Origin of the sequence: Bacillus sp. FCW2 (genome assembly GCF_021228595.1) — a bacterium.
Lineage (GTDB): Bacteria > Bacillota > Bacilli > Bacillales > Bacillaceae > Bacillus > Bacillus velezensis.
Genome location: NZ_CP089436.1, coordinates 27094 through 49315 on the forward strand (window position 1 = coordinate 27094; position 22222 = coordinate 49315).

Sequence of the window (22222 nt, forward strand, 5' to 3'; positions counted from 1 at the left end):
ATGTCCGAGTCTGGATGAAACTGTATTTCTTTCATTATGAACGGTGCACCGGACCCTTGTCAATGATGGCCTTATAACGTCTTTATTTTTAAGAAACGAAAAGCATGTATTATCACGTCACCGCATAGATTGTAACAAAGTACCTTATTTCTAGTGCATTAACCATGATAGAGGAGGTTCTTATGGATATATTAAAGAAAATTGAAAAGTACAGAGAGGAAGAGCAGCGTCTCAAATGGGAAGGGACGTTCGCTGATTATTTGGAGATCATAAAAGAAAATCCATTGGTCGCGCAGTCTGCTCATTCTCGCGTTTTTAATATGATAAAAGACAGCGGAATCGAGGAGGATGACGGTAAAAAGACATACAGCTTTTTCTCGAGGGAGCTGTTCGGCCTTGAGGAATCTCTGGAACGGCTCGTGGAGGAATACTTTCACCCGGCTGCCAAGCGGCTCGATGTAAGAAAACGGATTTTACTATTGATGGGACCCGTCAGCGGCGGAAAGTCAACTCTTGTCACCATGCTGAAAAAAGGGCTTGAAGCCTACTCATTGACAGACAACGGCGCTGTTTACGCCATTAAAGGCTGCCCGATGCATGAAGATCCTCTCCATCTCATTCCCCATCATCTGCGCGACGACTTCTACAGAGAATACGGCATCAGAATTGAGGGCAGCCTTTCTCCGCTTAATGTCATGCGGCTTGAAGAAGAATACGGCGGCAGAATTGAGGATGTAAAGGTTGAACGTATATTCTTCTCGGAGGATAAACGTACCGGAATCGGAACCTTCAGCCCGTCTGACCCGAAATCACAAGATATCGCCGACTTGACGGGGAGTATTGATTTTTCAACGATTGCCGAATACGGCTCTGAATCAGATCCGCGCGCTTATCGGTTTGACGGTGAATTAAATAAAGCGAACCGCGGAATGATGGAGTTTCAGGAAATGCTGAAATGCGATGAGAAATTTCTGTGGCACCTTCTGTCACTCACGCAGGAAGGGAATTTTAAAGCCGGACGGTTTGCGCTCATCTCAGCCGACGAATTGGTTGTTGCGCATACGAACGAAACGGAGTACCGCTCGTTTATTGCCAATAAGAAAAATGAAGCCCTTCACTCCAGGATCATCGTGATGCCTGTTCCTTATAATTTAAAGGTGTCAGAGGAAGAACGGATTTATGAAAAAATGATTTCTGAAAGTGATGTTTCTGACGTACACATCGCCCCCCATACATTAAAAGTGGCCGCGATGTTTTCTATTTTGACCAGGCTGAAGGAACCGAACCGCTCTGATATTGATCTCGTCAAAAAAATGAGGCTCTATGACGGAGAAAGCGTTGAAGGTTACAATTCCGTTGATCTTGAGGATATGAAGAAGGAATTCCATGATGAAGGAATGAGCGGAATTGACCCGCGCTATGTCATCAACCGCATTTCCTCAACGATTATCAGAAAAAATATGGAATCGATCAATTCGCTTGATGTGCTGCGTTCCTTAAAAGAAGGGCTCGACCAGCATCCGTCCATCTCCGCCGAGGACAAAGAGCGGTATATGAATTTTATTTCCGCCGCCAGGAAAGAGTACGATGACATCGCCAAAAAGGAAGTGCAGAAGGCGTTCGTCTATTCATATGAAGAATCCGCGAAAACTCTCATGGACAATTATTTAGATAATGTGGAAGCGTACTGCAATAAAAATAAGCTCCGCGATCCGCTGACGGGTGAAGAAATGAATCCTGACGAAAAACTGATGAGATCCATTGAAGAGCAGATCGGCATTTCAGAAAACGCGAAAAAAGCGTTCCGCGAAGAAATCTTAATCCGCATATCCGCCTATGCAAGAAAAGGAAAACGCTTTGACTATAATTCGCACGAAAGACTCCGCGAAGCGATTCAGAAAAAGCTGTTCGCAGACTTAAAAGATGTGGTGAAAATTACGACCTCCACCAAAACGCCGGATGAGCAGCAGCTTAAAAAGGTCAATGAGGTAGTAGCAAGGTTAATAGATGAACACGGCTATAATTCGACTAGCGCTAATGAACTGCTGAAGTATGTCGGAAGCTTGTTAAACCGCTGATGTTTGATTTCATTGAGAGGCCCGTCTGTAAAAGGACGGGTTCTTTTGTCTGTTTTTCGCAATTGTTTGTCAATTGGAGAGTCCGGCCGGCATAAGATAAAAATAAATCTTTTCGCCGGACTTGTTTCATAAACAGGACCAAGCCGGAATACACATGTAAAACGACCATAACGGTTAAGGAGGGGAATTCATGTCCCGTAATGACAGCGGAAATTTTTTGATTTCAGAGGAAGACTGGTCCCTCCATCGCAAAGGCTTTGACGACCAGCAGCGCCACCAAAAGAAAGTACAGGAAGCGATAAAAAACAACCTTCCGGACCTTGTCACTGAGGAAAGCATTATTATGTCCAACGGAAAAGATGTCGTGAAAATCCCGATTCGTTCGCTTGATGAATATAAAATCCGTTATAACTATGATAAAAATAAACATGTCGGCCAAGGCGACGGCGACAGCGAAGTCGGCGATGTCGTCGCAAGAGACGGCGCAGATAAAAAGCAGGGTGCCGGAAAAGGCCAGGGAGCCGGCGATCAGGCAGGCGAGGATTATTATGAAGCGGAAGTTTCATTGATGGATCTGGAAGAAGCGCTGTTTCAGGAATTAGAACTGCCGAATCTGCAGCAAAAGGAAAGGGACAATATCGTCCATACCGATATCGAGTTCAATGATATCCGGAAAACCGGGCTGACAGGGAATATCGATAAGAAAAGGACGATGCTGTCGGCCTATAAACGAAACGCCATGACAGGCAAGCCGTCGTTTTACCCTATTTATCCGGAAGATCTGAAATACAAAACATGGAATGATGTGACGAAGCCGGAATCGAAAGCTGTCGTTTTAGCCATGATGGATACAAGCGGTTCGATGGGCGTATGGGAAAAGTATATGGCGAGGAGCTTCTTTTTTTGGATGACACGATTTTTACGGACAAAGTATGAAACGGTTGATATCGAATTTATCGCCCACCATACGGAAGCGAAGGTTGTGTCGGAAGAAGATTTCTTCTCGAAAGGCGAGAGCGGGGGCACCATCTGTTCCTCCGTTTACCGGAAGTCTCTTGAATTAATTGATGAAAAATATGACCCCGCCCGCTACAACATCTATCCGTTTCATTTTTCAGACGGAGATAACCTGACTTCGGATAACGCCCGGTGCGTAAAGCTCGTCAATGACATCATGAAAAAATCGAATCTGTTCTGTTACGGGGAGGTCAATCAATATAACAGGCATTCCACCCTCATGTCCGCCTATAAAAATGTCAAAGATGATAAATTTAAATACTACATCCTGAAACAGAAATCAGACGTATTTCAAGCGCTGAAAAGCTTTTTTAAAAATGAGGAAGCCGGTGTAAGCAAAGCATCGTATTAAATATAAAGCCGAGTGAAGAATCGTGCGGCCGCGGTTCTTCACTCGGCTTTTTTAAATTAAAAATAAAGAGAAAAAACGGCATAAAAAAAATCCTTAAAAAATGAAACTTTTCTCTTTACAAACCTTCTTTCATTTATTAATATTTTATCTTGTGAACTATTATTAAGGGAATGAGGTGAAAATACGGTGATTGAATCAGAGCTCGCTTTGCTCAGTTTTGAACAACTGTTTGATACTTCCAGATCGATTTACAAAAAGCAGAAAATGATTCTGGAGACAGTTCTTGAACCTTTTGATATTACAGTACTGCAGTATCTGCTGATGTTCAAAATACATAAGAGCAAAAGCACGCAGCTTTCAAGGCTGGCTTTGTCGCTTGATCTGAAACCGGCGTCTGTCACGAGAATGACCGATATTCTGTATAAGCGCCGCCTAATGGTTCGGAGCGACTATCACGACGACCGGCGTGTTGTTATGATTCAGTTAACCGAAGAGGGGGAAGAACTTCTAAAGAAAGCTGCTGTTCAATATGCCGAAAAAGCGGCGGTCTTATACCGGCAGCTCAATACCGCTGAACTGCAGTACCTGCGCAAGCTTGCGGAAAGTTTAACGAAGCTTGCAAACGGCTGTGCAGTGAAAAACGGAAAATAAAAAAATCCCCACATATTTTTATCATCATTCCACAAAATGATAGAGGAAGAAACGAAAGGAGAAAACAAAATGAACAGAGGACGTTTAATTCTGACCAACATTATCGGTTTGATTGTTGTTCTTGCAATTATAGGCGGAGGTGCTTACTACTATTATCAAAGCACACACTATGTAAAAACCGATGAAGCAAAAGTTGCCGGCGACATGGCTGCTATCACAGCTCCTGCTGCGGGTAAAGTAACTGACTGGAACCTTGATGAGGGGAAAGAAGTAAGCAAAAACGACGTTGTTGCAAAAATCAAAGGACAGCAAAATGCTGACGTAAAAGCCATCATGGATGGAACAATCGTGAAAAACGAAGTGAAAAACGGCCAAATGGTGCAAGCCGGTACGACAATTGCCCAGGAAATTGACATGAAACATCTTTACATCACTGCAAACATTAAAGAAACAGACATTAGAGACATTGAAGTAGGAAACAAAGTAGACGTAATTGTTGACGGCGACCCTAATACAACATTTGACGGAACAGTAGAAGAAATCGGTTATGCGACAAATTCAACATTTGATATGCTGCCTTCTTCAAACTCAAGCGGCAACTACACAAAAGTAACGCAAAAAGTTCCTGTTAAAATTTCACTCAGCAACCCATCTGACAAGGTGCTTCCTGGTATGAACGCATCTGTAAAAATCTCTGAATAATACAGATCAGTCATCAAACCATGAAGGGAGGTTGTCTTAGGTGGCTAAATCAGATAATCAAGTAAAAAGTCCTAAAACATTGCTTATTGTGCTTATGGCCGGGTTATTCCTGGCGATCTTGAACCAAACGCTTCTTAACGTGGCGATGCCGCACTTAATGACCGAGTTCGGTGTGAGTGCGACGACGATTCAGTGGCTTACGACCGGATACATGCTGGTCAACGGTGTTTTGATTCCGTTATCTGCGTTCTTAATTACCCGGTTCGGACAGAGAAGCCTCTTTCTCGTAGCCATGTTCTGTTTTACAGCGGGAACGTTAGTCTGCGGAATCGCGCCTAACTTCTCAACCATGCTGATCGGCCGGTTAATTCAGGCGGTCGGCGGCGGTATCCTGCAGCCGCTGGTCATGACAACCATTCTGCTTATCTTCCCGCCTGAAAGCAGGGGGAAAGGAATGGGGATTTTCGGTCTTGCGATGATGTTTGCTCCGGCGGTCGGACCGACTCTTTCCGGCTGGATCATCGAGCATTACACATGGCGCATTATGTTCTACGGTCTTGTTCCGATCGGGGCAATCGTTATTATCATAGCGTTTTTCCTCTTTAAGAACTTGGTGGAACCGCAAAAAATCAAACTCGACAGCTTGGGTGCGATTCTATCCATTGTCGGATTTGCCTCATTGCTTTACGGAGTCAGTGAAGCGGGCAGCGACGGCTGGGGAGATCCGATCGTGCTTTCTACCGTCATTGTCGGTGTCATCGCGATTGCCGCGTTTGTCATTCAGCAATTGCGCTCTGAAAAACCGATGCTCGACTTCCGGGTATTTAAATATGATATTTTCTCACTTTCCAGTGTGATTAACATCATTATTACCGTTGCGCTTTACACAGGAATGTTCCTGCTTCCGATTTACCTGCAGAACTTAGTCGGCTTTACGGCGCTGCAATCGGGTCTCTTGCTATTGCCGGGCGCGATTGTCATGCTGATCATGTCGCCGATTTCCGGTATTCTGTTTGACAAAATCGGTCCGAGACCGCTTGCGATTATCGGGCTGGTCATCACGGTCGCAACGACATTCCAGTACACAAAATTGACAATTGACACACCTTACACGCACATTATGCTTGTCTATGCCATCCGCGCATTCGGTATGTCACTGTTAATGATGCCTGTTATGACAGCCGGAATGAACCAGCTTCCGGCACGCTTGAACAGCCACGGCACGGCGATGAGCAACACGCTCCGCCAGATCAGCGGTTCAATCGGAACAAGTTTGATCACAACGATTTATACGAACCGTACGACAATGCACTATTCGCAGATTGCGGATAAAACGAGCACGGCTGATCCAAGCTTCATGCAGTCGTTCCAAAGCGCGGTTTCGAATTTAATGGTCAACATGAACATGTCGCTTGATGCGGCGAAACAAACCGTTTATTCATATCTCTACAAAACAGCTTCACTTAATTCCAACGTTATGGGGATTAATGACGCGTTTATGTGGGCGACGATCTTTGCGGTTATCGGCGTAGTCCTGAGTCTGTTCTTGCGTGACGTACGGAAAGACAAACAGCGGGCGAAGAAAAAAGAGGAGCTGTCATTGCTTCCGGCCCCTAAAGAAGTGAAGGAATCTTAATCATCTGAATGGGAGGTTTCCTGAATGAAAATTTACGTAGTGTACGATAGTGAAGGCGAACACACAAAACACCTTGCTGAAGCCATTGCCGAAGGAGCGCGAGAAAACGCTGAGGCTGAAGTCCTGATCGACCATGTCGATCAAGCAGACATCCGCAAGCTGAAAGACATGGATGCCATTATCTGGGGATGCCCGGGACACTTTGGCACCATCAGTTCAGGCTTAAAAGCGTGGATCGACAGACTCGGCTATCTGTGGGCTGAAGGCGAGCTGATTGATAAAGTCGGCGCCGTATTCTGTACGACGGCGACAACACATGGCGGATTAGAAATGACAATGCACAATCTGATCACTCCTATGTTTCACCAAGGCATGATTGTTGTCGGACTTCCCGGCAACGTTCCTGAAAACGCGCTGTACGGCTCTTACTACGGCGCAGGCGTCACATGCCCGGTTGACAGCGATGTGCTGATGACGGAAGAAGGCCTTCAATTAGGCCGTGCGCTTGGCAGACGTGTCAGCCAAGTCACAGGTAATCTAACTGCCGGACGACAGTAAGGAGAGGGTTATATGGCCATTATTATAGCGGTTATTGCTGCTGTCATTGTGATTGCACTTCTTATCACATTCAATGTCCGCAGCACTTCTGCAGGACAGGATGTCAAAGAAGAAAAGAGAGAAGCGATCGGCACTACAGCCGAACAGCCGGAAAAGCATGATCCGGCCGAGGAGCGCTCAGCCGAGCATGCTCCCGTCGTTGTGAAATCTGAATCTCCCCGTGAGAAAAAGAATACAATGGGCGATGATGTGTACCGTCAGGCGCTTCAGAAGTTTAAGACTTCTGAGACGGATCGGGAAACAAACGATCCTGATAGCGGCGGCAAAATGCAGGATAGCAGCTATCGTGATGCGCTGCTCTCCTTAAAAAACAAAAAGAAGTAATTGAAAAGGCAAATCTGCGTAAGAGCGGATTTGTCTTTTTTTTATTGAAGATATTGTAATACGTGATGATCTAGTGTACTATGTTACTCATACACTTGATCCGAATGGAGAGAGCAAGAATGACATCGTTTTTAGGTTTGCTGAAAAAAGATGCGAAGGTTTCATGGATTTGGCTCGCGGTGTGGCTTTGCGGCATGATTTGCTTGGCGTTTGCAGCCCACGTCATCGCTGCCCGTCAGAAAGAACCGCTCGTCATTTTCGGCTTTTTTGCGGCAATGGGGTTTTTTCAATTTCTTGTAGCGCCGCTTTTTATGTACTATCACCTTCATAAAGAAGGAAAAAACCAGCTGTGGCTTTACAATCCGAATGGAGGATTTTATCTGCTGGCTTCCAAGCTGACGGCCTCACTGCTGTATCAGTTGATCGGGCAGCTGGCGCTGACCGGTTACGGCATTTGGATGTACCGGATGCTTTCTGCAAAAGGAGCGCTGGAACACGCCATTCCCCTGGCCGGCACATTAACCGGACTGAATGCTTACCTGCTGATCAGTTCAGCGTACTTATCTGTAATCGTGGCCGTATTTTGGACTGTTTTTCACTCATTAAAACATGTTCCCGTCCTCCGTTGGGTGATCTGCATCGTGCTTGCGTTTGTCTGGACCTATATTGACGATAAAATCATTACGCCTTTCACTTCATCTCAACATGATTTATGGCCGGTAAAAGTGTATGCGAATTTTCATTTTCATTATACAAAATTGACCGGATGGACGATGGAGCTGAAAACCGTCCACATTTCGCTTTTCAGCTTCCTGGCAGTGATCGTGCTTACGGCGCTCTGTCTTGCGCTGGCCTCTATGCTGCTGAATCGAAAGGTTGAGGTGTAATGATGGAGAATGAATTTCAGTCATCCAAGCCGATTTATCTGCAGATTGCCGATCGTGTATATTACCGGCTGATCCGAAGTGAGCTTTCACCGGGGGACAAACTGCCGTCCGTAAGGGAGATGGCCGTACAGATGAAAGTGAATCCGAACACGATACAAAGAACGTACAGTGAAATGGAAAGGCTGGGGATCGTGGAGACGAGAAGAGGACAGGGAACCTTTATAGCGGAAAGATCCGATCTGAAAGCGGAGCTGAAAGACAGGCTGACAAAAGACGTTTTCAAACGCTTTATTCAGGAAATGGCGGAGCTGGGGTTATCTCCTGAGGAAATGCTCGACGGGATCAAACGATATGCGGAGGAAGCAAACGATGAATCTTGATTTTGAACGCGTAACAAAAAAATACGGCCGCAGGCTCGCGGTCAGCGATGTATCATTTTCATTGTCTCCGGGTAAAATCTACGGAATTTTAGGGCCGAACGGAAGCGGGAAATCAACAACGCTTAAAATGCTTGCCGGGCTTGCGTTCCCGACATCGGGCGCCGTCCGGATCGGAGACTGCGCAGTAAGCAGGAACATGCTGTTTCGTACGGCTTATTTAACCGAACATGATATGTTTTCCGCCCGGACGACCGTCGGTGATATGCTCACATTTTATCATTCGCAATTCCCGGATTTTCAGCTCGAAAAAGCACATAACCTATTAACGGAAATGAATCTTTCAGCGAAGCAGAAGATAAAAGAGCTCTCCAAAGGCAGCCGGGGCAGGCTGAAAATCGTCTTGGCCCTGTCGAGAAAAGCATCCGTCATTCTGCTGGATGAGCCGTTTTCAGGTCTTGATCCGGCGGTCAGAGAGTCGATTGTCAACAGTCTCGTATCTTATATTGATTTTGACAGCCAGATCGTCGTCATCGCCACGCATGAGATCGGCGAGATTGAGACGCTGTTAGACGAAGTGATGGTTTTCATAAAAGGGAAAATCGCTGAACGGCGCGAGGTCGAAGAAATTCGGGAACAGGAAGGAATGTCCGTGCTGCAATGGTACAGAAGCGTCATGCAGGCGCACGAAATAGAAGGGGGATTCTAATTGGAAACGGTATTAGAACTGCAACAGGTAAAGAAAACGATTAAAGGACGAACGATTATTCATGATCTGAGCTTCTCCGTCCGGGCGGGCGAAGTGTTTGGATTTTTAGGGCCGAACGGAGCGGGGAAAACCACTACGATCAGAATGATGGTCGGATTAATGAAACTGTCTCAGGGAGACATCGTAATCTGCGGGGAATCCATTACGAAAAACTATGCAAAAGCGGTCAGGCACGTCGGAGCCATCGTGGAAAACCCGGAGCTGTACAAATTCCTGAGCGGTTATAAAAATTTACAGCAGTACGCAAGGATGGTAAAAGGCGTTACGAAAGAAAAAATAGATGAGGTCATCGAGCTCGTCGGGTTGCAGGACAGAATACATGACAAAGTAAAAACCTACTCTCTCGGAATGAGACAGCGTCTCGGCCTCGCCCAAAGCCTGCTGCATAATCCTAAGGTGCTGATTCTGGATGAACCGACAAACGGCCTTGATCCCGCGGGCATCAGGGAAATCAGGGACCATCTGAAAAAACTGACACGTGAAAAAGGAATGGCTGTCATCGTCTCTAGCCATCTGCTGTCAGAAATGGAGTTAATGTGCGACCGAATCGGCATTCTGCAAAAAGGGGAGCTTGTCGATATTCAAAAAGTAAGGGATGAAGGAAAAGAGGACAAAGATACATACTTCTTCCATATTGAACAAAGAGAAGAGGCTCTTGCCGTTCTGAGTCAGTTTGACTGTGTGAAGAAGACAAACGGTATTGAGATCAAGCTGTCAAAACAGGAAGTGCCTGATGTGATATCTCTGCTCGTCCGTGAAAACATCCGCTTATATGAAGTGAAAATCATGACAAAATCTTTGGAAGACCGTTTCTTGGAGATTACCGGCGGGACGAAAGAGGAGGTTCAATATGTTTAAGCTGATCTATAATGAATGGATAAAAATTTTCAGCCGCGTCGGCACGTGGGCTATGATTGTAATTTTAGGCGTTTCGATGATCGGTTTTGCGCTTCTGTCAAACCATTTCACCTCGAACGAAGCCAATCCGAATTGGAAACAGGAGCTCCAAGCTGAAAACAAAGAAATGAAACAGCAGATGAAGGAAACCGGAAACCAGACGCTCATTGATAACCTGAAACAGAATGTCGCGATAAATCAATACCGTATGGATCATAACATCCCCGAGGATACAGGGTACACAGTGTGGTCATACGTAGCTGATTCTTCGATGATGACTGTTTTGACCGGGCTGTTTACGATTATCATTGCCGCAGGCATCGTGGCGAATGAGTTCAACTGGGGAACCATCAAACTGCTGGCCATCCGTCCGCTCAGCCGTTTTCAGATTTTGCTATCTAAATATATGACGGTGCTGCTGTTCGGACTGCTGATGCTTGTGATTTTATTTGCCGGCTCCGCTCTGTTGGGATTGGTCTTTTTCGGTACAGGCGGAGATACTGCGGCTGATGTTCATCTCGTATACAAAGACGGCCATGTTTTTGAGCAAAATATCATCGCTTTCCTCGCTAAAACATATGTCTATGAATCTGTCTCCGCTTTTATGCTTGCGACGATGGCGTTTATGCTGTCTGCGGTATTCCGGAACAGCTCATTAGCGGTCGGATTTTCTATTTTTCTATTGGTTATGGGGAACACGGCGACGGTATTTCTTGCTGCGAAATTTGAATGGACCAAATATATTTTATTTGCGAACACAGATTTGTCGCAATATATGAACGGGACTCCTTTAGTAGAGGGGATGACGATGACATTTTCGGTTGTGATGCTTGTGATTTACTTCGTTATTTTTCTGGCGCTCGCATTCGGCGTCTTCTTAAAACGCGATATTGCCACCTGATATAAAAAAGCTGTTTTGCCTTTGCAAAACAGCTTTTCGTTTTAGATGAAAAAAACCTGCCGGCGTAAACCGGCAGGTTTTTTAAACAATTTATGCTTTTGTTACGTTAGCAGCTTGTGGTCCGCGGTTTCCTTCAACGATTTCGAAAGAAACAGATTGGCCTTCTTCTAAAGTTTTGAAGCCTTCGCCTTGAATAGCAGAGAAGTGAACGAATACATCGTCTTGACCTTCTACTTCGATGAATCCGAATCCTTTTTCAGAGTTGAACCATTTTACTTTACCTTCTAACATGAAATTTCCTCCTAAAGCGACATAACGCTTAAATTCACTATTCTTGCTCTAAAACAAACTTCCAAGACGAAAACTCTTACAAAACTTTCTTCTTAAAGATAGTTCGAACAAAAATAATTACCTTTACTCTACCAGTAATTCGAAGAAAAAACAACTGCTAAATGTAACTTTTTTCGAAATAACATGTTTTAAGAGGAGAACGCTCTGATACGGAAATCTGATTTGAGACTAGAACAGCCCATTTTCAGCTGATAAAAACCGCTTTGCAGCCTCTTAAGGAAGCAATTGACAACCCTTTTTTTAATCGGTATTGTATGTAATCATGAGCCCGAATACCATGGTGCAGCCTCTGTACATAAAAATAGATAGGGAGTAGGTCAACTTGAACCTGCGGCTTATAAACAGTCTGTTTCTTTTCATTTTGATCATGTTACTTACTTCATGCCATTATCCTGACGGGAACCGGACAATTACTATCGGAATCAATGAATCTGATCAATCGATCTGGGAGTTTGTCGCGAAAAAAGCCGGTGAGGAAGGATTGCAGCTTTCTTTGGTAACGTTTTCGGATTATGCCGAGGCCGATTTGGCACTTGCCGGCGGGGATCTCGACGCCAATGCGTTTCAATCCGTTTCTTATTTTCAATCTTTGCCGCCTCATGTGAAAAAGAAGCTGGCTCCTTTAGGAACGACATATGCGGCATCGCTTGGGGTGTATTCCAAGCAGCATAAACGGCTGAAGGATATACCGGACGGAGCGGTCATTGCCGTGCCTGATGAAGCGGCGGCCTTCGGCAGGGCGCTTTTTCTCATGCAGGAGGCCGGACTGATGACATTGAAAAAGGGATTCACCGGTACGGGTTCAACTGATATGATCAAGGACAACCCGAAGCATCTGACCTTAAAAACGGAAACAAAAAAGAACGCATATCAGGCGGCGGAACATGCTGACGCAGCAGTTCTCAGTCAAAGCGAGGCGAAAAGAGCAGGATTTCATGCGGAGAAGGACGCGCTGATCCGATCGGCGCAAATGAAGGAAGCGTATATTCATCTGATCGCCGTCAGAGCTGAGGATAAAGATGATGAACGGATGCAAAAACTCCTGTCTTTGTATCAATCAGATGATACCGCGGCGTTTATTGAAAAAGAATATGAGGGCAGCCTGATTCCTGTTTTCCTGAGGGGCGGCTTTCTCACTGAAAAGAAAGAATGATTTCCGCTTCGGGCGATCATTCTTTTTTTTCAGTGCTGCACACTTGATTGCGCCCTGATGTTTTCGCTTTGTACAGCATCCGGTCTGCGATCAGGGGCAATGTCTGAGGATCCGATGTATTTGTCGGATAATGCGCGATGCCGAGGGAAACGGTCACGGGAATTGTATCTCCGCTCGTAAGCAGAATCGGGTTCGCGTCAATCGTGTGCCTGATTTCCTCTGCGAGGTGAAGCCCTTTCGTATACGTGCAATTGGGCATAAGCACGGCAAATTCTTCCCCGCCGATGCGGGCTGACGGATCAGAACTGCTGAGTAAGAACCTCAGGCGCGCCCCCAGTTCCTTCAGCACTTGATCCCCTTCATAATGGCCGTATTGATCATTGATCTGCTTAAAGTGATCAATATCCAAATAAATAAGCGCGAGCTGAGACGAGGGGGATTGAGACGCCCGATCGTACAGAACGCGCGAGACTTCCTCGAATTTTCTCTTATTAAAAATCCCCGTCAGAAAATCATAATTCGCTTGAAACTTGTATTGCTTGAACAAAAGGCGGGCATCGGCTTCGTGTTTAATAATATACAGCGACAGCATTCCGCCCAAGACGGAAATGAGCCAATAATAAACGAGGGCCCCGGCAGGCTGTTCGGGCATAAGAAACAGCAGCGTCAGGGTGAAAATAACATTTGAAAAAAGCAGCATAACGAACGCCATTTTGTGATCCGGCTTTTTTCCTCTGAGGACGGCCGCAGAAAGTATCGCAATAACCCCGACGGCGGCGATGGAAAAAATGGCGCTGGCATTGAAATTGATCAGGATACGGCCTGCGACGATAATCGCAAAGGCGGCTGCCGTAGACACCCAGCCTCCGTAAAGAGCGGCGATGATAATGGGGATATTTCTGAGATCAATGATGGAATCGGAGTAAGAAAAGCCGAAAGCAATCAGAAAAACCCCTAAAAGCCCGCAGACCGTCCCCTTCAGTAATTGAAACATCAGACGGTCTTCTTTATACGAAAGCGACTCTTTAAAAAGAAGGGTGAACAGATAATTAAATGTAATTAAAATTGTCAAATTAAGAAACAGTTCCTTCAGCATAACAATCACCCTTATATAAGTTACTAGAGAAAGGGTGGAAAGAAAAGAGAAAAGTCTATAAAAATACATATTTTGTCAATTCTTACTTGACCGATCGGAATTCATATAATATAGTGTTAAAGGATAATGAGCAAGGGAGTGTTTACCTGTTTTGGAGAATTTATTTATAGTCTTACATGTTTTTATTATGCTTTTGCTTATAGCAGGTTTGTTTGTCATGCAAAAAAAACACGTTTCCTTTTCTAAACGTGTCTTTACCGCGCTCGGACTAGGCATTGTATTCGGTTTTGCACTGCAATTGATTTACGGGCCGGCTTCACATATCGTGACACAAACGGCCGATTGGTTTAATATTGCCGGCGGCGGTTATGTCAAATTGCTTCAGATGATCGTCATGCCGCTAGTCTTTATTTCTATTCTCGGCGCATTTACGAAGCTGAAACTGACCCATAACATCGGGAAAATCAGCGGACTGATCATCGGAATTTTGATCGCTACGACAGCAATTGCTGCGGCAGTCGGAATTGTTTCGGCGCTTTCCTTTGATCTGAAAGCCGTTCATATCGACCAGGGAAGCACCGAGTTATCAAGAGGCCAGGAGCTGCAGCAAAAATCTGAGGATATGACGGCCAAAACGCTGCCTCAGCAAATCGTTGAGCTTCTGCCGGGAAATCCGTTTCTTGATTTCACGGGGGCCAGACCGACTTCCACCATCGGAGTCGTTATTTTCGCCGCTTTCCTCGGCATCGCTTTTCTGGGCGTGAAACGGAAGCAGCCGGAGCACGCTGCGACTTTCAGCGGAATTGTCGATGCGGTATACGCGATTATTATGCGCGTCGTGACATTAATTTTAAGACTGACGCCTTACGGGGTATTGGCGATTATGACAAAGACGATCGCGACAAGCGACATCGACAGCATTGCGAAACTGGGGATGTTTGTGATCGCTTCATACGCCGCGCTTATCGTCATGTTTATCATTCACTTGCTGCTGATTACGTTCAGCGGTTTAAATCCGATCACATACGTGAAAAAAGCATTTCCTGTCATGGTGTTTGCGTTTACGTCCCGTTCAAGCGCAGGGGCTTTGCCGCTTAATATTAAAACACAAAAAAGCATGGGCGTCCCGGAAGGAATTGCGAACTTCGCCGGTTCATTCGGCTTATCGATCGGCCAAAACGGCTGTGCCGGCATTTACCCGGCGATGCTCGCGATGATGATTGCGCCGACAGTAGGACAAAACCCGTTTGAACCGGGATTCATCATCTCCGTCATCGCCATCGTGGCAATCAGTTCATTCGGTGTAGCAGGCGTGGGAGGCGGCGCGACATTTGCGGCTCTGCTCGTCCTATCCGCTTTGAACATGCCTGTCGCGCTTGCCGGGCTGCTCATTTCAATTGAGCCGTTAATTGACATGGGGCGCACCGCCTTAAATGTCAGCGGCAGTATGACCGCAGGGCTGTTAACAAGTAAAATGACGAAGGAAACCGATACCGCGGTGTACAATGATTCCTCAATCGTCATTGAAGCTGAAGAAGCTTAAAACGATGGTTCATTCTCTTATAGAAAAATAATAGATAGAGCGCTAAAACGAAAAATCCTTCATCGTTGAACGAATGAAGGATTTTTTCGTTTCTAATGATTTCCGGGTTCAATTTCTTCCAGCATATTCATCACGGTGCTGTCATTTAAAACATTTACCGCGCTTTCTTCGAAGTGAATCGGCTCGGTATAGTGAGGCTTCGGCGAAGTTTCTTTACTGCGGTCTGCCTGTCCGTCCGTATGGGATGAGCCGGAGTGATTGCGGGAAGTCTGCTCATGCTGCTGTCCGCCGGAATCCCCGCCGAAAGCCTGTTTGATCAGCTCGGCAGGCTGCAATGAGCCGTTTTGTGAATGCCGGGCTTTGTCCGTGTGCTGCTGTCCGCCGGAATCCCCGCCGAAAGCCTGTTTGATCAGCTCGGCAGGCTGCGTGGAGCCGGTTTGTGAATGCCGGGCTTTGTCTGTGTGCTGCTGTCCGCCGGATTCCCCGCCGAACGCCTGTTGAATCAGGTCAGCAGGCTGCATGGAGTGTGTACCATCTTTATGCTGCATTCGGCCTGAAACCATTCCGGAGATTTTCCGGCGGATTTCGGGTGATAAAGCTGCAATCAGAATCGATGATCCGATCAGCAGCGCTGTCGGGCTGACGCCGCTTTTTTTTCTGAACAAGTTAAATCCCTCCTCATTCAATTGATTACGCTTACCTTTCCCTTTCCTTCTGATATTTATCCAAACCGCTCAGAATGCAAACGGCGTGCATAAATCCCGCCGAATAGAAAAACCTATACGTAAAGTGAGAAAGGAGGAATTCACATGATAAAAAAGCAAGCAGTTATCTCTGCCCTTCTTCTGCCGATGCTGATTACCGCAGGGTGCAGTATGGGGAACCAGGGGGAAGGAAAACGAAATGACAACCGCACCCAGAATGTAAATTACCGCAACACGCCTAACGACGGTGCGACAAATATGAATACAGTGAACCGTCATAACCAAAACACCGATCACAATGACAATCGTAACCTGAGAGTGGCTGATAAAGCCGCTGACAAGGTGACTGATTTAAAAGAAGTTAAAAATGCGACTGTGATCGTTGCCGGAAACAGCGCATATGTTGCCGTTGTTCTGACAAACGGGCAAAAAGGCGCCATCGCCAACCATTTAAAAAATAAAATTACCGATAAGGTGAAATCAGCCGATAAACATGTCCGGACTGTATATGTATCAGCGAACCCGGACTTCGTTGAACGTATGCAAGGCTACGGAAAACGAATCCAAAACGGACATCCTGTATCCGGTCTGTTTGATGAATTCGGCCAAATGGTGCAGCGTGTATTCCCAAACCCCAATAAATAAATGAATGGAAAAGCCGCATTTGCTGCGGCTTTTTTATTTTATCTGCCGTCACGACCCAGCGCTCCTGAGCATAAAGTAAAGAATGAGATGAAAATTAAAGGATCGGGGAGGGGAGCTTGTTTGCGTGACGGCATGGGGAAACGGGCGGCATTCACTCTGATCCTGTGCGGAGTCCTTGTCATATTGGCTGTCAGTTCAGCCGTTTCAGTAAGTATGATGTACGTCCTGTCAGGCCAAAACAGCCGCTCTGTTCCGACGAAGGAACAAGTGACTGAACACATGAATAAAGAAATTTACAAACATACAGCGATTTACTATACGGCGGATGAAAAGCCGCTCTTGGATCTGACCAAGCTTACGCTGGACCACGCAAAGCGTATCAATCAAATCATTGTCGGCTATAAAGGTGCAGCGCCGCTTGAACTCATTTTCTTTTCGGATGAAGCTGAAATGGAGCAATATTCAGGATTGAAAAATGTAGTCGGTTTTTATTCAGAACAGGAGCAGATGATGGGGCTTTTGCCTGAAGAGAAAAAACAGCTTTTGAAAAAAGATGAGCTGGCCGTTTTCATGTATAAGCAATTGATTATACATGAATATACACACTACGCGTTTCATCAAAAAACGCGGCAATTGGGGACGGATACGTCTGTATTTCCGCTTTGGTTTCATGAGGGGCTGAGCGAGTGGGTCGCGCATTATGATGTAGTCATTGATCCGATTGCATTTTCCGTCGTGCCGTTTGATCAATTAACGACCGACCGAAAATGGCAGAAATCGCGTATGGAATATGAAACGGATGTCTATTTGCAAAGCTTCTATATGATAAAGGACTTAACCGAAACATTCGGAGAAGGCATTATCTTAACCATTATCAACAAAACCGCCGAAACACAGGATTTTGAAAAAGGCTTTGAAGCGGCTACGAAAGAAAGCCTAAAACGATTTGAACATGATTTCACAAAAGCATATGGAAAAAAGAAAACGGCATTGGAGAGTCAGGTTTCCAACGCCGTTTTTTAATCAATGGAGGTTTTGCTGCTGCTGTCCCATTTGTCCTTTAATCGGAGGCATTTGCGGCTGTCCCTGGGCCGGTGCAAATGAATTCAGCATGGTCTGCATATCTTGTGCATTGAGCTGAGGAACCTGATAATAACCGTGTTTGTTTTGGTATAAGAAGATTTCAAACGCCATTTCGACATATTGCTGAATTTGGGCGGAAAGCACTCTTCTTGTGACGGGATTGGTCATTTCAAGCGAGCTCATCGTCAAGAGAGAAGCTTGAGCTTTAATCAGGCCGAGCATATGGCCGCTGATCCCGAGATCTTTGACATCATTTAATGATTGATTCGGTTTTTTCGGCTGAGTCGGTTTTATACCGTAGACGGCCTGGTTCTGTTCCTTCATCATATATGTCGACGTTTCCTGAGAAGGCTTTTGGCCGGTTTTAAAGCATTCTGCCGTCAGATTATAGAGTCCGAGAATGAATTGATACTGGCGGTCAAGGATGTCGGCCAGCTGCTGATCCTGTATAAACTGTCTGAGCATCATAAATTGATCCAAAACGCCGACTGTTCCGGCCAGCACTTCATGCATATCGAAAAGCTCATGTCCTCCGTGATTCACTTGCGGTGAACCCGGGATCCCCTGATTTACTGGCGGCTGCTGCTGATTCTGCTGCTGTTCCACTGGTTGTTTTCCTCCTTCATGTCAAATCATCATTAAGATGTGAAAAAAGCCGATCCGTTATACATCAAGACCTATTTCGTTACGTGGGGATTATTTACTATTTTGCGCCAGTGAAGACAATCTTTACAAAAAAGTGATGTGATTTTTAAGAAAATAAGCTAACGTATTTCTTAGAAGACAGGGGGGAAATGAATGAAGAAAAAAAGGGGTATGCGTCTTTCGTGCTGTTTGCTGACGGTTTGTTTTATGATGTTCAGCGTGAAAGATGCGGAAGCAATCGGACAAGCCGGATCACTGAATGAAGCTGGAACGGATAAAGCGTATAAAGAACGGCAGACTGAAGACTCGGGCCGTGTCCCGCTCAGAATCATCAGCATGAATGATCTGCACGGAAAAATTGATCAGCAATATGAGCTTGACCTTAACGGAGACGGTAAACCGGATGGCACTTTCGGGCGGATGGACTACGCCGCCGCGTACATTAAAAAGGCGAAAGCCGAGAAAGAACACGCCTTTGTCGTGCATGCGGGCGATATGATCGGGGGCAGCTCTCCCGTGTCAGCCCTTTTTCAGGATGAACCGACAGTAGAATTGATGGAAGACATCGGTTTTGATGTCGGAACTGTCGGCAATCACGAATTCGATGAAGGAACGGATGAGCTTAAACGGATCATCAATGGAGGAGATCATCCGGACGGTAAGGGGACAAGCGGTTATGACGGCCAAAATTTCCCGCTCGTCTGCGCAAACTGTAAACTGAAGTCAGGGGAGTCCTTTCTGCCGCCGTATGAAATCAAATACGTTTCCGGAATTCCGGTCGCATTTATCGGGGTTGTAACCAGATCGGCGGCAGGCATGGTCATCCCGGACGGAATTAAAAATATTACGTTTACGGATGAGGTAAAGGCCGTCAATGACGCCGCCGCTGACTTGAAGAAAAAAGGAATTAAAGCAATCGCCGTACTCGCCCATATGTCTGCTGAACAAAATGGCTCAGCAATCACTGGAGAATCCGCAAAGCTTGCAAGCGGAACAGACTCAGAGATTGATGTGATTTTCGCCGCGCACAATCATAAAGTCGTAAACGGAGAAATCAACGGCAAGCTGATTGTGCAGGCATTTGAATACGGAAAAGCAATCGGAATCGCCGATCTTGAACTTGATAAAGAGTCGAAGGATATCGTGAAAAAATCAGCGGAAATCCAATATATCGATCAAAGTAAAATCAAGCCTGACCCGGCTGCGGCAGGCATATTAAGCAAATATGAAGAGAAAGTGAAACCGATTATCAGCGAAACGGTCGGGGAAGCGGCCCATGATATAACGGGCGGGTATTCAAATGACGGCGACACGGCGCTCGGAAATCTGATTGCCGACGGTATGAAAGCGAAGATGAAATCCGATTTTGCGCTTATGAATGGGGGAGGCATCCGGGACGGCATAAAAAAAGGGCCGATCATATGGGGAGACCTTTATAATGTACAGCCGTTCGGCAATGTGCTGACGAAGCTTGAAATCAAAGGAAAAGATTTGCGGGAGATCATCAACGCGCAAATTTCTCCGGTGTACGGACCGGATTACAGCATCAGCGGATTTTCCTATACATGGAACCCGGAAACCGGACAAGCGGTTGATATGAAAATGGCGGACGGGACAGACATACAGCCCGAAAAAGGATATACAGTAACAGTCAATCAATTTATGGCGACGGCGGCGGGGGCAAAATACGGTCCGATCGGGAAACTCGGCAAGAATCCGGTGACGGGGCCTGAGGATTTGGAAGCGACAGCAGACTATGTCAAAAGCTTTTCCGCACCGATTTCTTATCAAACCGACGGCCGCATCCGCACGGCATCAGCCGCCAAAACACCTGATGACACCGGCAATCAGCCGGGAAGCGGGGAAACACCGGGCGGCACCAGGCCTGATAAAGGAGAAAAACCTCAAGCGGAAAAACCCGCTAAAAAACCGGATGCAGCAGAACAGCCTGATCAAACCAAAAAACCTGAACGTCCTGTCGTAAAAGAAACAGCATCTGATACAGTGCAGTCAATTCCTGAATCCCGTCCGGCGTCTGCCGCAAATTCGGAACAAAGCACAAAACAGACTGAAAGCGGCACACAAAAAGGCCGCCCATTGCCTGATACTTCAGCGGGCAGCCATCAGACGGCATTGGCCGGCCTGGTGATCACGGGTGCCGGCGTATATTGGCTTTTCAGAAAGAAAAGGGGAATCCGCACACGATGAACAAACTGAAACATATTCCGCTTCTCGTCATCATCGCCGGTATCATCATCACATGTTACGGAAGCTGGAAGATCATTGATTCACATATGAAAACGAACCAATCGCTTGAAGAAGCAAAACAAGCAACAGAACCTGTCTTGGAAAAGAACGAAACAAAAAGCGCTGTGCTGACACAGCGCAAAAAAGAATTTCACCCCGAAACGGGTGAGGCAAGCGGCATTTTAGAAATTCCTGAAATCGACGCTGAGCTCCCGATCGTCGAAGGGACTGACGCAGATGATTTAGCAAAAGGCGTCGGACATTATAAGGACAGCTATTATCCGGGCGATCACGGCCAAATTGTGTTATCCGGCCACAGGGACACGGTGTTCCGCCGGACCGGCGAACTGAAAAAAGGAGACAGACTGAACGTGATTTTGTCTTACGGCACGTTTTCTTATAAACTCAGCCGTACAAAAATCGTCAGCCGGGATGATACATCTGTCATCACCCTTCAGCACAAGCGGGAGGAACTGATCCTGACCACTTGCTATCCGTTTTCTTACATTGGAAATGCGCCGAAACGATATATTATATATGCCGACCCGGTTTAAGAAAAATACGTTTCGGTAAAATGAGCCAGATCAGCCGGCATCGGCGCCTCGGCAACGATTTCTTCTCCTGAGATCGGATGGACGACACTGACTTTTTTGGCGTGAAGCGCCTGCCTGTGAAACAGCGTCCTGCTTCCGCCGTACAGGTCATCGCCCGCCAACGGATGGCCGATGCTTGCCATATGCACCCTGATTTGATGTGTTCTCCCGGTTTCCAGTTCAAGCTCTGCCAATGTAAGCTGCGCACCGGGATGATAGCCTTTCACTTTGTAATGGGTGACGGCGGCTTGTCCGCCGGGTGAGACGCGCCGTCTGACGGAATGTGACCTGTCGCGGCCGATCGGCGAGTCAACCGTGCCTTTTTTCGGCGTGATTTTTCCTTCCGCCGCGGCGATATAGGTGCGTTTTAATGTTTTGGTTTCGAGCTGACGGTCAAGGATTGCATGGGCCAGGCGGTGTTTCGCGAAAACGACCGCGCCTGACGTGTCACGGTCAAGACGGTGAACGTGGCGCACTTTCGCCTGCTCGCCGTTGATTTGAAAATGGTAAGCGATCAGGTTGCTGAGGGTGCCGGTCTGACCCTCTTCATTTGGATGAGTCGGCATTCCCGCCGGCTTATTTGCAATCAGCATATGATTGTCCTCAAATAAAATGTCCGGCTCTCCGTATTCCGGAGTCACCGAAGAACCCGTTTTTTCCTGAAGATCAATGAATAAGCGATCTCCGGTCTTCAGTATGATATTGTTTTTCGGGGATGTCCGATTCACCTGAATGCTTTCTTGGTTCATCCATTCCGTAATTACGGGTTTTGACGCCTGGAATTCAGATTTCAGGACTGAAAACAGCCATTGTCCGGCGTGCTTTTCCGTAATCAGGAGTTCCAGACCGCGGTCATTTTGTTTCATATCATAAAGCTCCTTTTCAAGCGGAAAGCGGCTGTTTCAATAGGAAACACTTACCTTAGCTTTCGCGTTTTTTTCTATGCTATTCTT

Annotated in this window: 23 protein-coding genes; 18 read left to right on the plus strand and 5 right to left on the minus strand. The window is 46.3% G+C overall.

The annotated features are described in order from the left end of the window. The first annotated feature begins 182 nt into the window (after positions 1-182). The 12 genes from prkA to K3G25_RS00240 all read left to right on the plus strand — a co-directional run bounded on the left by prkA (position 183) and on the right by K3G25_RS00240 (position 11209). Positions 183-2078, plus strand: a complete 1896-nt coding sequence (gene prkA, locus K3G25_RS00185; RefSeq protein ID WP_003155391.1) for a serine/threonine protein kinase PrkA — start codon at positions 183-185, stop codon at positions 2076-2078. Positions 2079-2268: 190 nt separating this feature from the next. Beyond that, the gene (gene yhbH / locus K3G25_RS00190) at positions 2269-3447 is read left to right on the plus strand and encodes a sporulation protein YhbH (protein ID WP_017417325.1); all 1179 of its coding nucleotides are present in this window, start codon (positions 2269-2271) and stop codon (positions 3445-3447) included. A 186-nt stretch (positions 3448-3633) separates the two neighbouring features. Beyond that, positions 3634-4098 (plus strand): MarR family transcriptional regulator, encoded by a 465-nt coding sequence (locus K3G25_RS00195; RefSeq protein ID WP_003155389.1) that lies wholly within the window; start codon positions 3634-3636, stop codon positions 4096-4098. 36 nt (positions 4099-4134) lie between these two features. Continuing rightward, complete coding sequence (locus K3G25_RS00200) at positions 4135-4800, plus strand: HlyD family secretion protein (RefSeq protein WP_007610259.1); 666 nt, start codon at positions 4135-4137, stop codon at positions 4798-4800. Between the two features lie 40 nt (positions 4801-4840). After that, positions 4841-6436, plus strand: coding sequence for an MFS transporter (locus K3G25_RS00205; protein ID WP_003155387.1), 1596 nt, complete (start codon positions 4841-4843; stop codon positions 6434-6436). Positions 6437-6460: 24 nt separating this feature from the next. Next, a complete protein-coding gene (locus K3G25_RS00210) occupies positions 6461-6994 on the plus strand; it encodes an NAD(P)H-dependent oxidoreductase (RefSeq protein WP_003155386.1) in 534 nt (177 codons plus the stop codon). A gap of 12 nt (positions 6995-7006) precedes the next feature. Further along, complete coding sequence (locus K3G25_RS00215) at positions 7007-7378, plus strand: hypothetical protein (protein WP_014417269.1); 372 nt, start codon at positions 7007-7009, stop codon at positions 7376-7378. Positions 7379-7497: 119 nt separating this feature from the next. Then, positions 7498-8265 carry a hypothetical protein gene (locus tag K3G25_RS00220; protein ID WP_021494893.1) on the plus strand — a complete coding sequence of 256 codons (768 nt, stop codon included), beginning with the start codon at positions 7498-7500 and terminating at the stop codon, positions 8263-8265. Between the two features lie 2 nt (positions 8266-8267). Beyond that, positions 8268-8645 carry a GntR family transcriptional regulator gene (locus tag K3G25_RS00225; RefSeq protein WP_031304429.1) on the plus strand — a complete coding sequence of 126 codons (378 nt, stop codon included), beginning with the start codon at positions 8268-8270 and terminating at the stop codon, positions 8643-8645. Then, positions 8635-9351 carry an ATP-binding cassette domain-containing protein gene (locus K3G25_RS00230; RefSeq protein ID WP_017417327.1) on the plus strand — a complete coding sequence of 239 codons (717 nt, stop codon included), beginning with the start codon at positions 8635-8637 and terminating at the stop codon, positions 9349-9351. Before K3G25_RS00225 ends, K3G25_RS00230 begins: the two co-directional genes overlap by 11 nt. After that, positions 9352-10269, plus strand: coding sequence for an ABC transporter ATP-binding protein (locus K3G25_RS00235; RefSeq protein WP_012117151.1), 918 nt, complete (start codon positions 9352-9354; stop codon positions 10267-10269). It begins immediately after the preceding gene. Then, on the plus strand, positions 10262-11209 hold the full coding sequence (locus K3G25_RS00240) for an ABC transporter permease (RefSeq protein ID WP_014417273.1): 948 nt from the start codon (positions 10262-10264) through the stop codon (positions 11207-11209). Before K3G25_RS00235 ends, K3G25_RS00240 begins: the two co-directional genes overlap by 8 nt. Positions 11210-11299: 90 nt before the next feature. Here K3G25_RS00240 and cspB read toward each other — a convergent pair whose 3' ends face one another. Beyond that, the gene (gene cspB, locus K3G25_RS00245; protein ID WP_003155376.1) at positions 11300-11500 is read right to left on the minus strand and encodes a cold shock-like protein CspB; all 201 of its coding nucleotides are present in this window, start codon (positions 11498-11500) and stop codon (positions 11300-11302) included. 382 nt (positions 11501-11882) lie between these two features. On the opposite strand from cspB, the gene K3G25_RS00250 reads away from it, so the two are divergent. Next, positions 11883-12713: a MetQ/NlpA family ABC transporter substrate-binding protein gene (locus K3G25_RS00250; RefSeq protein ID WP_021494896.1), complete on the plus strand. Its 831-nt coding sequence runs from the start codon at positions 11883-11885 to the stop codon at positions 12711-12713. A 16-nt stretch (positions 12714-12729) separates the two neighbouring features. Here K3G25_RS00250 and K3G25_RS00255 read toward each other — a convergent pair whose 3' ends face one another. Next, a complete protein-coding gene (locus tag K3G25_RS00255; RefSeq protein WP_065180683.1) occupies positions 12730-13809 on the minus strand; it encodes a GGDEF domain-containing protein in 1080 nt (359 codons plus the stop codon). 151 nt (positions 13810-13960) lie between these two features. On the opposite strand from K3G25_RS00255, the gene K3G25_RS00260 reads away from it, so the two are divergent. After that, positions 13961-15352: an L-cystine transporter gene (locus K3G25_RS00260; protein WP_014417276.1), complete on the plus strand. Its 1392-nt coding sequence runs from the start codon at positions 13961-13963 to the stop codon at positions 15350-15352. Positions 15353-15444: 92 nt separating this feature from the next. Here K3G25_RS00260 and K3G25_RS00265 read toward each other — a convergent pair whose 3' ends face one another. Beyond that, positions 15445-16017: a hypothetical protein gene (locus tag K3G25_RS00265; protein ID WP_094295648.1), complete on the minus strand. Its 573-nt coding sequence runs from the start codon at positions 16015-16017 to the stop codon at positions 15445-15447. A 144-nt stretch (positions 16018-16161) separates the two neighbouring features. Here K3G25_RS00265 and K3G25_RS00270 point away from each other — a divergent pair, with 144 nt between their 5' ends. Next, the gene (locus K3G25_RS00270) at positions 16162-16701 is read left to right on the plus strand and encodes a YhcN/YlaJ family sporulation lipoprotein (protein ID WP_003155362.1); all 540 of its coding nucleotides are present in this window, start codon (positions 16162-16164) and stop codon (positions 16699-16701) included. A 120-nt stretch (positions 16702-16821) separates the two neighbouring features. After that, positions 16822-17724 carry a hypothetical protein gene (locus tag K3G25_RS00275; protein WP_232489511.1) on the plus strand — a complete coding sequence of 301 codons (903 nt, stop codon included), beginning with the start codon at positions 16822-16824 and terminating at the stop codon, positions 17722-17724. Here K3G25_RS00275 and K3G25_RS00280 read toward each other — a convergent pair whose 3' ends face one another. Beyond that, entirely contained in the window at positions 17725-18390 is a 666-nt protein-coding gene (locus K3G25_RS00280; protein WP_007610275.1) for a spore coat protein, read from the minus strand. It abuts the gene before it with no gap. Between the two features lie 192 nt (positions 18391-18582). Here K3G25_RS00280 and K3G25_RS00285 point away from each other — a divergent pair, with 192 nt between their 5' ends. Both K3G25_RS00285 and K3G25_RS00290 read left to right on the plus strand, forming a co-directional pair. Then, complete coding sequence (locus K3G25_RS00285; RefSeq protein ID WP_014417279.1) at positions 18583-20637, plus strand: bifunctional metallophosphatase/5'-nucleotidase; 2055 nt, start codon at positions 18583-18585, stop codon at positions 20635-20637. Further along, the gene (locus K3G25_RS00290; RefSeq protein WP_014720915.1) at positions 20634-21230 is read left to right on the plus strand and encodes a class D sortase; all 597 of its coding nucleotides are present in this window, start codon (positions 20634-20636) and stop codon (positions 21228-21230) included. Before K3G25_RS00285 ends, K3G25_RS00290 begins: the two co-directional genes overlap by 4 nt. On the opposite strand, the gene K3G25_RS00295 is transcribed toward K3G25_RS00290, so the two are convergent. Next, positions 21227-22135, minus strand: a complete 909-nt coding sequence (locus tag K3G25_RS00295; protein ID WP_014417281.1) for an RluA family pseudouridine synthase — start codon at positions 22133-22135, stop codon at positions 21227-21229. The two genes, K3G25_RS00290 and K3G25_RS00295, sit on opposite strands and share 4 nt — an antisense overlap. Between the last annotated feature and the right edge of the window lie 87 nt (positions 22136-22222).

Excerpts from the sequence above, each read along its gene's own strand:
- prkA (WP_003155391.1), top strand. The coding sequence starts at position 183 with ATGGATATATTAAAGAAAATTGAAAAGTACAGAGAGGAAGAGCAGCGT.
- yhbH (WP_017417325.1), top strand. The coding sequence starts at position 2,269 with ATGTCCCGTAATGACAGCGGAAATTTTTTGATTTCAGAGGAAGACTGG.
- K3G25_RS00200 (WP_007610259.1), top strand. The coding sequence starts at position 4,135 with ATGATAGAGGAAGAAACGAAAGGAGAAAACAAAATGAACAGAGGACGT.
- K3G25_RS00210 (WP_003155386.1), top strand. The coding sequence starts at position 6,461 with ATGAAAATTTACGTAGTGTACGATAGTGAAGGCGAACACACAAAACAC.
- K3G25_RS00215 (WP_014417269.1), top strand. The coding sequence starts at position 7,007 with ATGGCCATTATTATAGCGGTTATTGCTGCTGTCATTGTGATTGCACTT.
- K3G25_RS00220 (WP_021494893.1), top strand. The coding sequence starts at position 7,498 with ATGACATCGTTTTTAGGTTTGCTGAAAAAAGATGCGAAGGTTTCATGG.
- K3G25_RS00225 (WP_031304429.1), top strand. The coding sequence starts at position 8,268 with ATGGAGAATGAATTTCAGTCATCCAAGCCGATTTATCTGCAGATTGCC.
- K3G25_RS00230 (WP_017417327.1), top strand. The coding sequence starts at position 8,635 with ATGAATCTTGATTTTGAACGCGTAACAAAAAAATACGGCCGCAGGCTC.
- K3G25_RS00240 (WP_014417273.1), top strand. The coding sequence starts at position 10,262 with ATGTTTAAGCTGATCTATAATGAATGGATAAAAATTTTCAGCCGCGTC.
- cspB (WP_003155376.1), bottom strand. The coding sequence starts at position 11,500 with ATGTTAGAAGGTAAAGTAAAATGGTTCAACTCTGAAAAAGGATTCGGA.
- K3G25_RS00255 (WP_065180683.1), bottom strand. The coding sequence starts at position 13,809 with ATGCTGAAGGAACTGTTTCTTAATTTGACAATTTTAATTACATTTAAT.
- K3G25_RS00270 (WP_003155362.1), top strand. The coding sequence starts at position 16,162 with ATGATAAAAAAGCAAGCAGTTATCTCTGCCCTTCTTCTGCCGATGCTG.
- K3G25_RS00285 (WP_014417279.1), top strand. The coding sequence starts at position 18,583 with ATGAAGAAAAAAAGGGGTATGCGTCTTTCGTGCTGTTTGCTGACGGTT.
- K3G25_RS00290 (WP_014720915.1), top strand. The coding sequence starts at position 20,634 with ATGAACAAACTGAAACATATTCCGCTTCTCGTCATCATCGCCGGTATC.
- K3G25_RS00295 (WP_014417281.1), bottom strand. The coding sequence starts at position 22,135 with ATGAAACAAAATGACCGCGGTCTGGAACTCCTGATTACGGAAAAGCAC.